The 14,420-nt window shown below is 63.8% G+C and carries 9 protein-coding genes and 1 pseudogene; 6 read left to right on the forward strand and 4 right to left on the reverse strand.

The annotated features are described in order from the left end of the window. The 4 genes from kdpB to HHL25_RS23695 are packed head-to-tail and all read right to left on the reverse strand — an operon-like array spanning position 1 to position 4,225. Positions 1-2,037 carry a potassium-transporting ATPase subunit KdpB gene (gene kdpB / locus HHL25_RS08535; RefSeq protein WP_169589056.1) on the reverse strand — a complete coding sequence of 679 codons (2,037 nt, stop codon included), beginning with the start codon at positions 2,035-2,037 and terminating at the stop codon, positions 1-3. A gap of 11 nt (positions 2,038-2,048) precedes the next feature. Continuing rightward, positions 2,049-3,758 carry a potassium-transporting ATPase subunit KdpA gene (gene kdpA, locus HHL25_RS08540; protein ID WP_169589058.1) on the reverse strand — a complete coding sequence of 570 codons (1,710 nt, stop codon included), beginning with the start codon at positions 3,756-3,758 and terminating at the stop codon, positions 2,049-2,051. An 18-nt stretch (positions 3,759-3,776) separates the two neighbouring features. Continuing rightward, positions 3,777-3,878, reverse strand: a complete 102-nt coding sequence (gene kdpF / locus HHL25_RS08545; protein WP_205927738.1) for a K(+)-transporting ATPase subunit F — start codon at positions 3,876-3,878, stop codon at positions 3,777-3,779. Continuing rightward, entirely contained in the window at positions 3,875-4,225 is a 351-nt protein-coding gene (locus tag HHL25_RS23695) for a hypothetical protein (protein ID WP_315853053.1), read from the reverse strand. Before HHL25_RS23695 ends, kdpF begins: the two co-directional genes overlap by 4 nt. On the opposite strand from HHL25_RS23695, the pseudogene HHL25_RS23485 reads away from it, so the two are divergent. From HHL25_RS23485 to HHL25_RS08575, 6 genes and pseudogenes are all read left to right on the forward strand, one after another. Continuing rightward, positions 4,115-4,336, forward strand: a pseudogene (locus HHL25_RS23485) (transposase); the annotation flags it as partial. The gene HHL25_RS23695 and the pseudogene HHL25_RS23485 sit on opposite strands and share 111 nt — an antisense overlap. Positions 4,337-4,804: 468 nt before the next feature. Next, positions 4,805-6,691: a sigma-54-dependent Fis family transcriptional regulator gene (locus HHL25_RS08555; RefSeq protein WP_169589060.1), complete on the forward strand. Its 1,887-nt coding sequence runs from the start codon at positions 4,805-4,807 to the stop codon at positions 6,689-6,691. 162 nt (positions 6,692-6,853) lie between these two features. Next, a complete protein-coding gene (locus tag HHL25_RS08560; protein WP_169589062.1) occupies positions 6,854-7,927 on the forward strand; it encodes a 2,3-butanediol dehydrogenase in 1,074 nt (357 codons plus the stop codon). 119 nt (positions 7,928-8,046) lie between these two features. Further along, the gene (locus tag HHL25_RS08565) at positions 8,047-9,849 is read left to right on the forward strand and encodes an NAD(P)/FAD-dependent oxidoreductase (protein ID WP_169589064.1); all 1,803 of its coding nucleotides are present in this window, start codon (positions 8,047-8,049) and stop codon (positions 9,847-9,849) included. Between the two features lie 626 nt (positions 9,850-10,475). Beyond that, a complete protein-coding gene (locus HHL25_RS08570) occupies positions 10,476-13,601 on the forward strand; it encodes an autotransporter outer membrane beta-barrel domain-containing protein (protein ID WP_169589066.1) in 3,126 nt (1,041 codons plus the stop codon). 181 nt (positions 13,602-13,782) lie between these two features. Continuing rightward, the gene (locus tag HHL25_RS08575; RefSeq protein ID WP_246701711.1) at positions 13,783-14,271 is read left to right on the forward strand and encodes a hypothetical protein; all 489 of its coding nucleotides are present in this window, start codon (positions 13,783-13,785) and stop codon (positions 14,269-14,271) included. Positions 14,272-14,420: the final 149 nt, after the last annotated feature.

A 14,420-nucleotide genomic window follows, 5' to 3' on the forward strand; every position in this document is an offset into this window, starting at 1 on the left:
TCACACCAGATGAAGGGCGCTGACCGCAAGGTCGATGACCTTGATGCCGGCGAAGGGGAGAAGAATGCCGCCGAGGCCGTAGACCAGGAGATTGCGGCGCAGGAGCGAGGCAGCACCCGAGGGGCGGTAGGCGACACCTCTGAGCGCGAGCGGGATCAGCGCGACGATGATCAGCGCGTTGAAGATGACCGCCGAGAGGATGGCGGATTGCGGCGAGGAAAGCCCCATCACGTTCAGGGCACCGAGCGCCGGATAGGTGGCGACGAACAGAGCCGGGATGATCGCGAAGTATTTCGCCACGTCGTTGGCAATCGAGAAGGTGGTCAGCGATCCGCGGGTCATCAGGAGCTGCTTGCCGATCTCGACGATCTCGATCAGCTTGGTCGGGCTCGAATCGAGGTCGACCATGTTCGCGGCCTCGCGGGCGGCCTGGGTTCCGGTCTGCATGGCGACGCCGACATCGGCCTGGGCAAGCGCCGGTGCGTCATTGGTGCCGTCGCCGCACATGGCGATCAGCCGGCCGCCCTGCTGTTCGCGGCGGATGTAGGCAAGTTTGTCCTCCGGAGTCGCCTGGGCGAGATAGTCGTCCACGCCGGCCTCCGAGGCGATCGCCGCCGCCGTGACCGGATTGTCGCCCGTCACCATGACGGTGCGGATGCCCATGGCGCGCAGTGCCGCGAACCGTTCCTTGATACCGGGTTTCACCACGTCCTTCAGATGGATCACGCCGAGCAGCCGGTCGCCGTCGGTAACGGCAAGAGGGGTGCCGCCGCTGCGGGCCACCATGTCAACGGCACGGCGGAATTCGGCCGGGGCGTCCTCGTCGGTGAGGCCGGCGAACTTCAGGACGGCGTCGACTGCGCCCTTGCGCAGGCGGCGGGTGCCGAGATCGACCCCGGAGAGGCGGGTTTCGGCGGTGAAGGCGACGAAGGCGTCGGCGCGGGCTTCAGGGGTGGCGATGCCGTGTTCCCCGGTGGCAAGGGCCACGATCGAGCGGCCTTCCGGGGTCTCGTCGGAAAGACTGGCGAGAAGGGCAGCCCCCGCCAGTTCTGCGGCACTTACACCGGGGACGGGCAGGAAATCGCTTGCCATGCGGTTGCCGTAGGTGATCGTGCCGGTCTTGTCGAGCAGTAGCGTGTCGACGTCGCCGGCGGCCTCGACGGCACGGCCCGACGTCGCGATCACGTTGAAGCGCACCAGGCGGTCCATGCCGGCAATGCCGATTGCCGAGAGAAGACCGCCGATCGTCGTCGGAATGAGGGTGACGAGCAACGCGGCAAGAACGGTGACCGAGATGACGGTGCCGGAATAGCCCGCAAGCCCCCAGATCGCCACGCAGACGAAGAGGAAGATCAGCGTCAGGCCGGAAAGCAGGATCGACAACGCGATCTCGTTCGGCGTCTTCTGGCGCTGGGCGCCTTCGATGAGCGCGATCATGCGATCGACGAAGGAGGAACCCGGGGCCACCGTGATCTTGATCTTGATCTCGTCGGAGAGAACCTGGGTGCCGCCGGTGACGGCCGAACGGTCGCCGCCGGACTCGCGGATCACGGGGGCGGACTCGCCGGTGATCGCGCTTTCGTTGACCGAGGCGACGCCTTCGATCACCTCGCCGTCACCGGGGATGAGTTCCCCGGCGGCGACGAGCACGACGTCGCCGACCTTGAGGCTGGAGGCCGGGATCGTTTCGGTTCTGCCGTTGCCACCGAGTTTGCGGGCGACGAGTTCGGACTTGGTCTTCTTCAGGCTGTCGGCCTGGGCGCGCCCGCGGCCCTCCGCCACGGCTTCGGCGAAGGTGGCGAAGAGAACGGTGAACCACAGCCAGGCGGCGATCTGGCCGGAGAAGCCGGCGCCGGCTCCTCCGCTCGTCAGGTCGCGCAGGAAGATCAGCGTCACGACGGCAGCGACGACTTCCGTCACGAAGATCACCGGATTGCGCAGCAATTGCCGGGGATCAAGCTTCAGCACGGCATCGCGCATCGCCGGGAAGAGGATGCCGGGGTCGAGAAGACCAGGGGTCTTGCGGTCTTTTGACATGGAGGTTTCCTTCAGAAGGTCTGGCCGGCGAGCATCGCGAAATGTTCGACGATGGGGCCGAGGGCGAGTGCCGGGAAGAATTGCAGCCCGCCGAGAATGAGGATGATGCCGATCAGCAGCCCGACGAACAGAGGCCCGTCTGTGGGGAAGGTGCCGGCGGAGGCCGGTGCCTTGACCTTGGCGGCGAGCGATCCGGCAATCGCCATGACCGGCACGACATAGGCGAAGCGGCCGAGCAGCATCGCGAGGCCGAGCGTCGTGTTGTACCAAGGCGTGTTGCCGGTGAGCCCGCCGAAGGCGGAGCCGTTGTTGCCGGCGGACGAGGTGTAGGCATAGAGGATTTCCGACAGGCCATGCGGACCGGCGGTGCCGACGCTTGCCACGGCGAAGGGCAGGATTGCCGAGACCGCGGTGAAGCCGAGGATGACGAGCGGCAGGATGAGGACCGCCAGCATGGCGAACTTCATTTCGCGGCCCTCGATCTTCTTGCCGAGGAATTCCGGCGTGCGGCCGACCATCAGACCGGCAACGAAGACGGAGAGCAGTGCGAAGACGAGCATTCCGTAAAGGCCGGAGCCGACGCCGCCAGGCAGAACTTCGCCGAGCTGCATGAGGAACATCGGAACGAGACCGCCGAGCCCGGTGAACGAGCCATGCATGCCGTTGACGCCGCCATCCGACAGGCCGGTGGTAACGGCCGCATAGAGTGCCGTCATGGCCTGGCCGAAGCGGACTTCCTTGCCCTCCATGTTGCCGAGCGCAGGATCGACGCCGAGCGCGGTCAGGATCGGATTGCCCTGGGCTTCGGCCCAATAGGTGATCGCGACGCCGGCGATCAGCAGGACGGTCATCGCGGAGATCAGCGCCCAGCCCTGGCGGCGGTTTCCGACCATCTGGCCGAAGGAATAGACCAGCGCCGCCGAGATCGACAGCATGGCGAAGATGTTGAGATAGTTGGACCAGGCCGTCGGATTTTCGAAGGGATGGGCGGCATTGACGTTGAAGAAACCGCCACCGTTGGTGCCGAGCTGCTTGATCGCTTCCTGGGAGGCGACGGGCCCGAGCGAAATCACCTGGTTGGCGCCTTCGAGCGTGGTGGCCGTCACCGATCCGTCGAGCGTCTGGGGCAGACCCATGGCGACGAAGGCAAGGGCCACGACAAAGGCGATCGGCAGGAGCACGTAGAGCGTGGCGCGGGTCATGTCTACCCAGAAGTTGCCGAGCGTCGAGACCCTTGAGCGGGCAAGCGCCCGGGTGAAGGCGATGGCGAGCGCCATGCCGGTTGCCGCGGACAGGAAGTTCTGCACCGTGAGCCCCGCCATCTGGGAGAAATGGCTGAGCGTGGTTTCACCGCCATAGTTCTGCCAGTTGGTATTGGTCACGAAGGAGACCGCCGTGTTGAAGGCGAGATCGGGAGCCATGCCGGCAAAGCCCTGCGGGTTAAGCGGCAGATAGGCCTGAAGCCTGAGGATCGCGTAGAGGGCAAGGAAGCCGGCGATCGAGAAGGCGAGCATGGCGAGCGTGTAGGCGAGCCAGCCCTGCTCCTTGTCCTCGCGGATGCCAGAGAGCCGATAAAGGCCCTTTTCCACGGGCGCGAGTACGGGGGAAAGAATGGTGCGCTCACCGGAAAAGACCCGTGCCATGTAAAGCCCAAGCGGCTTGATGGCGACGAGCACGGCGAGAAAGAGGAGGCTGATTTGCAGCCACCCGACAATGGTCATGGGATTACTCCTCGAAAATCAGAAGCGTTCGGGCCGCAGAAGCGTGACCACGAGATAAACGCCGAGCGCGATCGCGACGACGAGGCCAAAGAGCGGTTCAAGCATTCTCGCCTCCGTCACAGCCGGTCGAGCGCGCGGGCATAGAGCGCGAGCACGAAAAGCGTGCCGGCGCCGAGCGCGAGGAAGATGAGGTCGGACATGTCCGTTTCTCCTGTTGATACACAGACAGGATAAAGGCGCTTCGGGTCAGGCTTCGATGGGGAAGAGCGAAGGCAGACATAAGGAAAAGATAAGGACTGAATAGCCCCTAGATTTGTGGACGCCTTCTTTCCTAAGACTGAGGCAAGTAGGCCTACATGGGCAAAGGCAATTTCACGGAAGAGTTCAAACGCGACGCGGTGCGTCAGATCACCGAGCGAGGCTATCCGGTCGCGGAGGTTTCGCAACGGCTCGGTGTCAGCCAGCATTCGCTAGACGAGTGGAAGAAGAAGTTCCACACATCGAACGGCAAGTGCAGCGATGAGACCGAGGAGATCGGACGGCTCAAGCGAGAACTGGCTCGCGTCACAGGTGGGCGCACAAGCTTCCACGGAGCCTCAAGAGACGGCCCCTTGTCTGCGCGAGGGGCGACGCCCCTTCACAGTCGGGCCGGATCAAAACCACACCTGCGCGAGATCCGGGCAGACAATGAAGAGCATCGGAGCTTTCAGTATAGCGCCGACCGCAGCGCGGGAAAGCGGCAATTCTCGACAAGCCTAGGACCGGCAAAAAGAGTAACCGCAGGAGCATCAGCATAGCGCCCCGCAGAGGGAGGCGGGACCGACCGCCTCCGGCCGGGCGTTCTTGTGACCGCGCCGGCGGAATTTGGAGGCATCTTTCCGGACAAGCAAGTGAATAGCCCCCGCGGCACTCGCTCCTTCCGTCTTGCGCTCGGCCTGTGTTCCCGGATGAAGGTCGAAATCCCCCGAAGGATTAGGCAGCCCGCGCAATTGCGGCTATGATCTCCTGCAATATCACGGGAGGCGGCCACAAGAGCCGGTGATTTGATGGGTTTTGCGGATCACGTAAAGGAGATCGAGCGGGTCGGCCAAGGAAACAACACCGGTCGCGACGCCATCGTCGTGGAATCCTGGCGGCGTTGCCTCGACACCTACCAGCTCGATCCGGCAAAGGCGCGCGAGGCGGTCATCGTCTCGCAGACGCGGCTGCGCGAACATCGCCAGCAGGCGGAAGACCTCGTGCACATCGCCCGCTCCGGTCTGGAGCGGCTCTACCGCCAGGTTGCCGAGCAGAACTATGTGCTGCTGCTCTCCGACCGTCAGGGCGTCACCGTCGAATTCCTCGGCGATCCCTCCTTCAACAACAACCTGCGCAAGGCAGGCCTCTATCTCGGCTCCGAATGGGCCGAGCCCCGCGCCGGCACCTGCGCCGTCGGCGCCTGCATCGCCACCGGTGAGGCGCTGACCATCCACCAGACCGACCATTTCGACATCACCCATACGCCGCTCTCCTGCACCGCCGCGCCGATCTACGACACGCAAGGGGCTCTCGCCGCCGTGCTGGACATTTCGCTCCTGAGTTCGCCGATCCTGAAGGCGAGCCAGAACATGGCGCGCCATCTCGTCTCTTCCACGGTGCGGCGCATCGAGCTCGCCAACCTCATGGCCAACAGCCGCCACGATCTGGTGCTGCGTTTTGCCGGCGCCCCGGAATTCCTCGACGTCGATCCGGAAGCGGCGATTTCCGTCGATGGCACGGGCCGCATCACCGGCATGACCCATGGCGGCGCGCGGCTTCTTGCGGCCTCGCGCGGGCTCGACTGGCGCAGGACCGAGCTTCTGATCGCACAACCGGTCACCGACTTTTTTGAAGCGGGGCTCGACGAACTCGCATCGCTTACCCGCGCCAGCCTGCCGCAGGACCGGCGGATCGCCGTGCGCGACGGGTCGACCCTGTTTGCCCATGCCATCGAGCCGCAGCAGCGCACGGTGAGCGTGCCGGTTGCACGTGCGTCCCGCCAACCGGCGGCAATGAGCAGTCTGGGTGGCAACGTTCCGGCCGTCGACGAACTGCGGCGCAAGGTGACGAAACTCGCACCGAGCCGCTTGCCGATCCTCATCCAGGGCGAGACCGGGACCGGCAAGGAATATCTGGCCCGCATCGTCCACACCGTGAGCGGGCTTTCCGGCCGCTTCGTTGCGGTCAATTGCGCAGCGATCCCCGAACAACTGATCGAGAGCGAGTTGTTTGGCCATGCGCCCGGAGCCTTTACCGGCGCGCTCGCCAAGGGACGCAAAGGGCTGGTGGAGGAGGCGCAGGGCGGAACCCTGTTCCTCGACGAAATCGGCGATATGCCCTACGCCGCGCAAAGCCGGTTGCTCCGTGTTCTGGCCGAGGGAGAAGTCCTGCCCGTGGGCGGTTCGGTTCCGCGCAGGGTCGATTTCCGCGTGCTTTCGGCGTCGCATCGGTCGCTTAACGACATGGTCGCGGCCGGCACGTTCCGCGAAGACCTGTATTATCGGCTGAATGCCGCGGTGCTTTCGCTTCCGCCGCTTTGCGAGCGCGAGGACCTGCCCTGGCTCATCGAACGGCTGCTCGAAAAGCATGGCACGGAGGGCCGGCCTCTCAGGCTCTCGAGCGCCGCCAGACTGCTGGTCCTCAATTATCCCTGGCCGGGCAATATCCGCGAGCTGGACAATGCGATCGCCTTTGCCGCAGCGCTGTGTGACGACGGTCTGGTCGAGGTGGCGGACCTGCCGGACCAGTTGTCGGGCATGCCGTCGATCCTCCGCGACGACAGCCATCAAGCCGACGTGAGGGCAGTGCTTACGGCCTGCAAGGGCAACGTATCCGAAGCCGCGCGCCGGCTCGGCATCGATCGCACGACCTTGCATCGCCGCATCAGACGGCTCGGCATAGACCGCCGGCATTAGGCACCCCACTGTGGCATTTGCCACACCCGTTGCGCCACAGCTGTGGCATGTAACGGCGGTGCCGGCGCCAAAAGCCGAAGCATTTCAGTCCTTCGCCCGACGTGCGCCACTGGCATGGGCATTGCTCCTCTCCTGCTGTCAAAGGCAGCCAATGGAGGAAACATGCGCGCACTCAGATTTCACGCAGCCAAGGACTTGCGGCTCGACGACATCTCCGAGCCGAAGCAACCGGGGCCGGGACAGGTTCTCGTGCGCAACCGCTTCGTCGGCATCTGCGGAACGGATCTTCACGAATACAGCTACGGCCCGATCTTCATTCCCAAGGAGCCGCATCCCTTCACCGGAGCCTGTGGCCCGCAGGTCCTCGGCCATGAATTCGGCGGCGTCGTCGAGGCCGTTGGCGAAGGCGTGACGTCTGTCGCCGTCGGCGACCGCGTCTCGATCCAGCCGCTCGTCATGCCGCGCTCCGGCGACTACTTCGCCGATCGCGGTCTTTTCCATCTGAGCACGCAGCTGGCGCTGGTGGGACTGAGCTGGGATGGCGGCGGCATGGCGGAAGCCGCCATGGTCAACGAGTACAATGTCCAGAAGATCCCGGACGAGATGACCGACGAGGAGGCCGCTCTGGTCGAACCGACGGCGGTTGCCGTCTATGCCTGCGACCGCGGCGGCGTGACCGCCGGCAACAGCGTTCTCGTCACCGGCGCCGGGCCGATCGGCATGCTGACCCTGCTCGCCGCCCGCGCGGCCGGCGCCGCCCAGCTCTTCGTCTCCGATCTCAACGATGCCCGGCTGGAGCTGGCCAGAAGCGTGCTGCCCGACGTCATCACGATCAACCCGAAGCGCGACAATGTCGGCGATGTCGTTCGCGCGCAGACAGAGGGACAGGTCGGCTGCGACGTGGCGATCGAATGCGTGGGCAACGAACATGCGCTCAAGGCCTGCGTCGATGCAGTACGCAAACAGGGCGTGGTCGTCCAGACCGGATTGCACCCGCACGAAAACCCGATTGACTGGTTCCAGGTCACGTTCCGCGACCTCGAGGTCAAGGGCTCCTGGGCCTATCCGACGCATTACTGGCCACGCGTGATCCGCCTGATCGCCTCGGGCCTGCTGCCGGCGACCAAAATCGTCACCAAGCGCATCACGCTCGGCACGGCGGTGAAGGAGGGCTTCGACGTCCTGCTCGATCCGGCCGGAACCCATCTGAAGATCCTGATCGATCTTTCGAAATAAGCATCTCTGCCGACGCCTGTTCCGGGAGAGGAGCCCGGCCGGCGGAGGCTTTGACGCTTTCCGGAACGCCCCATCCGGACGTTCCATGACCACCCCCAAGCATCCATGGAGGAGAAAAAATGCTTGATATCAGCCCCGGAACCAAGATCGACACGATGCTTTCAAAGCTCGGGCAGGCGCTGGAAAGCGGCGACATCGACGCCGCCGTCAACCTGTTTCAGGCCGATTGCTACTGGCGCGACCTGGTGACATTCACCTGGAACCTGAAGACGCTCGAAGGCCATGAGCAGATCCGCGACATGCTGACCAGCCAGCTTGCCGCCGCCAAGCCCTCGAACTTCACACAGGACACGAAAGAGGCGGCTTCCGAGGCCGGCGGCGTCACCGACGGCTGGTTCGAATTCGAGACCGGCGTCGCCCGCGGCTATGGCCATATCCGCATCAAGGACGGCCTGATCTGGACCCTGCTCACCACCATGACGGAGCTGAAGGGCCATGAGGAGCCCAAGGGTTTTCGCCGTCCGATGGGGGCCGAACACGGGCATGACCGGGATCGCAAGACCTGGAAGGAAAAGCGCGAGATCGAGGCCGCCGAACTCGGCTATTCGGTCCAGCCCGAGGTCGTCATCATCGGCGGCGGTCAGGGCGGCATCGCGCTCGGCGCGCGCCTTCGCCAGCTCGGCGTGCCGACGATCATCATCGAGAAGAACGAACGGCCCGGCGACAGCTGGCGCAAACGCTACAAGTCGCTCTGCCTGCACGATCCCGTCTGGTACGATCACCTGCCCTACATCCCTTTCCCGGAGAACTGGCCGGTCTTCACGCCCAAGGACAAGGTGGGCGACTGGCTGGAAATGTACACCAGGGTCATGGAGCTGAACTACTGGGGCTCCACCACGGCCAAGTCGGCGCAGTATGACGAAGCGACCGGCGAATGGACGGTCATCGTCGAGCGGGACGGCAAGGAAGTGGTGCTCAAGCCGAAGCAACTGGTGCTGGCGACGGGCATGTCCGGCAAGGCCAATGTTCCGAAGTTCGAAGGCCAGGACATCTTCAAGGGCGAGCAGCAGCATTCCTCGCAGCATCCCGGCCCGGATGCCTATGCCGGCAAAAAGGTTGTCGTCATCGGCTCCAACAACTCCGCCCACGATATCTGCGCAGCACTCTGGGAGGCCGGCGCCGATGTCACCATGCTGCAGCGCTCGTCCACCCATATCGTCAAGTCCGACTCGCTGATGGAGATCGGCCTCGGCGATCTCTATTCCGAGCGGGCGGTCCAGGGCGGCATGACGACGCGCAAGGCCGATCTCATCTTCGCCTCCCTGCCCTACAGGATCATGCATGAGTTCCAGATCCCGATTTACGACAAGATCCGAGAAAAGGACGCGGACTTCTATGCCGCACTCGAAAAGGCCGGCTTCATGCTCGATTTCGGCGACGACGATTCCGGTCTCTTCATGAAGTATCTGCGCCGTGGATCGGGCTATTACATCGATGTCGGTGCCTGCGATCTGGTCATCGACGGCTCGATCAAGCTGAAGTCCGGCGTCGACGTGTCCCACCTAACGGAGAACGCCGTGGTGCTCAAGGACGGCACGGAACTGCCCGCCGACCTCGTGGTCTACGCCACCGGCTACGGCTCGATGAACGGCTGGGCGGCCGATCTCATCTCACGCGAAGTGGCCGACAAGGTCGGAAAATGCTGGGGCCTCGGCTCCAATACGACCAAGGACCCCGGTCCCTGGGAAGGCGAGCAGCGCAACATGTGGAAACCGACGCAGCAGGAAGCGCTGTGGTTCCACGGCGGCAACCTGCACCAGTCGCGCCACTATTCGCAATATCTGTCGCTTCAGTTGAAAGCCCGCCAGGTCGGCATCGACACACCTGTCTACGGCCTGACCAAGTCGCACCACCTGTCTTGACCCTCATCAAGGGCGCCGGCCAAGACGGCGCCCTTTTTGCTTCATCGGCGGCCTATTGTGAAGCGATCTTCAACGGCATCGCCGTGCCAAAACCGCTTGGAATACCAGCCATCTGCTTTTTGGAATGCGCACAACGGAGCCGCGAACGATCCTGTTCGCCTTGAAACAATTACACAAACTGCACAACCAAATTCCGAAAAATGCGCTATTTTGCGCCTTCGTGTCCGGCTCCACGCGCGCGCACGCGACGAGCAGGAAGTGTCGGGCCTTCAAAATCGGATCATTGAACGGAACGCCGTCCCCTCGTTCCAGATCCGGTCGATCCTCAGGGGGAGCTGGCGCCTCCAGACAGGCGAAGGCAGCATAGCGCGCACTCCGGACCTATCCCCGAACTCCTGACGCCCGGCCACCGCAGATCCTGCTCGAACCTCCGGCCTTGGCCGTGTTCCGCGGAGTTTTCTGCGGCGAGCAGAACCCTGTGTTGACGACGATTCCGCGACCTGAAGAGAAAGACCCAAAAATGGTCCCACACAGGCGCTCGTCGACGCCTTCGAAATGCTACAGACCTGATTTGTTTAACAAAGTCTTTATCCGCTGATTCGCGGGCGAAATATGGAATTGCATACATGCATCTGAAGAACGTCTTTTTGGCCTCAACCGCTCTGTGCATTCCCTTTGTCGCCACAAGCCCGGTTTTCGCGGCTGATACCGTCTACGACAGCGGCTCCGCGGTCATCAACAACGCAGACACGGCGGACACGCTCGGCAATTACATCATCGGCGACACCGGCACCGCGACCCTCACCGTCACGGGCAGCGGCTCGCTGACAACCGATGTCGATATCATTGTCGGCAGCCAGGCCGGCAGCGACGGCACGCTGATCGTCAACGGCGGCCGTCTCACGGCCAACCGCTATTACATCGGTCTTTCAGGCACCGGCGCGGTCACGCTGACCAATGGCGCCTTGCTGACCGCCACCGGCGCCGACAAGAAGGTCTATGTCGGCTATTTCGGCAATTCCACCGGTACGCTCACCCTCTCGGATGCCAACACGAGGCTGACGGCTTACGACCTCAATATCGGCTGGACCGGCAATGGTACGGCGACCTTTTCCAACCGTGCCACCGCGACCATCCAGCAGGACGTCACGCTCGGAAAGAACGGCTACACGACGGGCACCCTGACGATTACGGGGGCAGGTTCCTCGGTCAGGTCCGATCGTCTCTACATGGGTGAAAACGGCACCGGCATTCTCAACATTCTGAACGGCGGGTCCTATACCGTGACCGGCACCAGCAGGGCCTATCTGGGCTGGACCGCCGGCAGCGTCGGCGAACTCAACATCAGCGGGACCGGCTCCACTCTCACCGCCGATCTTCTGGTCGACGGCTGGAACGGCAATGGCACCATGACCATTGCCGATGGCGGCTCCGCGACGATCCGGACGGATGTCATCATCGCCAATGGCGGTCCCAGCACGAGCACGCTGACCGTGACCGGGGACGGCTCGCGCCTGACTTCGGACCGGCTCTATGTCGGTCTGAGCGGCGACGCATCCCTCTATGTGCTCGACGGCGGTTCGGTCTCCACGACCGGCACGAGCAAGACGTATCTCGGCAATTTCAGCGGCAGTTCGGGTTATGCCGAAATCCGTGGCACCGGATCATCGCTCTCCGCTGGTGAACTGAACATCGGCTGGAATGGCGACGGCACGATGCTGGTGACAGAGGGTGGATCTGTTTCCTCGACTGGAACCGTTTCCGTTGGTTATGCCAGCGGCAGCACCGGCACGTTGACCGTTGCCGAAGGCGGCACCATGAGGGTGGGCAACGGGTCCGGAATCCTGCAGATCGGGCAATTGTCGGGATCGACGGGCACGGTCAACATCGGGGCCGCGGCGGGAGAAACGGCCGTTGCCGCCGGCACGCTCGGAGCCGGGTCCGTCTCCTTCGGCGCCGGCGACGGCGCTCTCGTCTTCAACCATACCGACACGGGCTATAACTTCGGCGCCGCCCTGTCCGGTATCGGCGACATCGATTTCTATTCCGGGACCACGACGCTTTCGGCCGACAGCTCCGGTTTCGGCGGAGCAACCACCATCCATGGCGGCACGGTGCTGGTCACCCGTGCGCTCGGCGGTTCGCTCAGCGTCAATGATGACGGCACGCTCGGCGGCACCGGCACGGTCGGGACAACGACGGTCGCCTCCGGTGGCACCATCACGCCCGGCCTTTCGGGGCAGATCGGCACGCTCAGCGTCGATGGCGACCTGACCTTTTCCGCAGGATCGACCTATGCCGTCAATCTCGCCGGCGGATCGTCCGACCTGGTCGACGTGACGGGGACCGCGACCCTCGCCGGTGCCACCCTCTCCGTGTCGTCTCTCGATTCGGCAACGAGCTACAGGATGGGTCAGACCTATACGATCGTGTCGGCCGCCACGGATCTGACGGGGACCTTCGCCAACGCGATCAGCGGCAGCCTGGCCAGCTCGGCCTTCCTTGAACTGTCGACGACCTATCATGACGACAATGCCTATCTGACCGTGGCCGCGAACTCGTCGGGTGGCGGTGTCTTCACCAGCGCCGCCAATAGCGCGAACCAGCATGCGGTCGCCGGCGCACTCGACACGCTCGATCAGACGGGGGATTCGCTTTCCCTCTACAACACCCTGCTGGTGATGACCGCCGACGAGGCGCGTGAGGCTTATGACCAGATGTCGGGCGCCAGCTATGCAGGCCAGCAGGCAGCGATGTCTCAGGGATCTGCCGCGTTCAATACCGCCATCAACAACCGCATACGTTCGGCGTTCGAAAGCGCCGGCCCGGGCCGCGCCTCCGGCGTGCCGGCCCTCGGCTATGCCGAGGAGAAGCCAGCCGACCCGAACGGCCCCTTCGCCGCCTACGAAACGAAGAAGACCGCGCGCGTCGCCGATCCCGATCGCTTTGCCGTGTGGGGTTCGGGTTTCGGCTCCCGCGCGACCGGGGAGGGCATCGACGGCGCCTCCGGCACCGACAGCTCGATCGGCGGTTTCCTTCTCGGTGCGGACGGCATGGTTTCCGAGCACTGGCGGGTCGGCCTGTCCGCCGGGCACAGCGACAGCGACTTCAACACCGACGAGAGCACCGGCGACAGCAGCAACTATCACCTGGGCGCCTATGCCGGCACCGAGATCGGCCGTATCTCCTTCCGCTCGGGCCTGAGCTACACCTGGTATGATGTCGATACCAGCCGTTCCGTCGCAGCGCTCGGCGAAACGCTGGATGGCGCTTACGATGCAGCGGGCTTCAACGCCTTCGGTGAATTGGGCTACCGGGTGGATCTCGGCGAAACCGCGCTCGAGCCCTTTGCGGCGCTCGCCTATAGCCACCTGAAGACCGACGGCTTCACGGAAACCGGAGGCCTTTCGGCGCTCACCGTCGACGGCTCGACGATGGACACGGCCTATACGACGCTCGGCATGCGCGCCTCGCATGATTTCGATCTGGGCGGCGTCATCGCGATTGCCCGCGGCACGCTCGGCTGGCTGCATGCCTTCGGCGACGTCAGCCCAACCTCGACCGCACGCTTTGCGACCGGCGACGCCTTTACGGTCTCCAGCACGCCGCTCGACCGCAACGCAGCCCTCGTCGAAGCCGGCCTCGACCTCAAGCTCGACGACAGCGCCACGATTGGCATCGGCTATGCCGGCCAGTTCGGCAAGAACGCCAGCGAAAATGGCCTCAATGCCCAGTTTCGCGTGAAGTTTTAAGACAAGAAAAATCCCGGTCGGCAATGAGCTGCTGGCCGGGACCGAAGGCGAAGGCAACGGCCGATCTCTGATCCGCCGCAAGCGGTCATTCTCAGCAGAACAAGTTGCCCGTAAATCGGATACCGAATCCTATCGCGGGATAGGCAGCATTTCGACCAGCGGACCGTAGTGGAGGGCGCGATTGCAGACGGACGACCTTCCCAACTACCGCTTCACCACGAAGATCCCTAGGTATCGCGATACCCCGCAAAAGGTCGAGATGGCCTACGTCATCAAGGACCGAGGCCTCTCGGTGACGCGGGGGCGGTCCGTCGGCCTCGTCCCGTGGACGTCGCTTCGATTCCTGCACCTCCACGTCACGAGTGGGGTCGGCACCACTGGCTTTCCGGTCTACAGCGCGCGTCTAAGGACGCTCTTCGTGTCAAGGGAAATCTCCTCACTCGATTTGCTCGGAGAAACGCACGTCGATCGGTCCGCCGACTATGTTCGCTTCATGGAAGAACTGATTCCGCTTGCGGCCACACGGAACCCACAACTTCGCTTGCGATACGGCGGAGATCCCATGTTGGAAACGGCGATTCCGATGGTGCTGAGCCTCTTCGTCGCGCCATTCGTCTTCATCCTATTCATGGTCGTGAAGTTGCCTCTCGGCGTTCTTGCAATCGCGTAGAAGAAGCCCCTTGCGAAGCTCACGCCGTGGCTTTTAAGCACGGGGTTCGGCGTAGCGTTGAACGCGCTCCCCTGGTCCAGCGGGAAACCGTTCGAGGCGCACGATCTGCCCGCGGCCGAACTTCCGATGAGATATCGGGAAGGTGCCGT

Origin of the sequence: Rhizobium terricola, from assembly GCF_012927355.1 — a bacterium.
Classification (GTDB): Bacteria; Pseudomonadota; Alphaproteobacteria; order Rhizobiales; family Rhizobiaceae; genus Allorhizobium; species Allorhizobium terricola.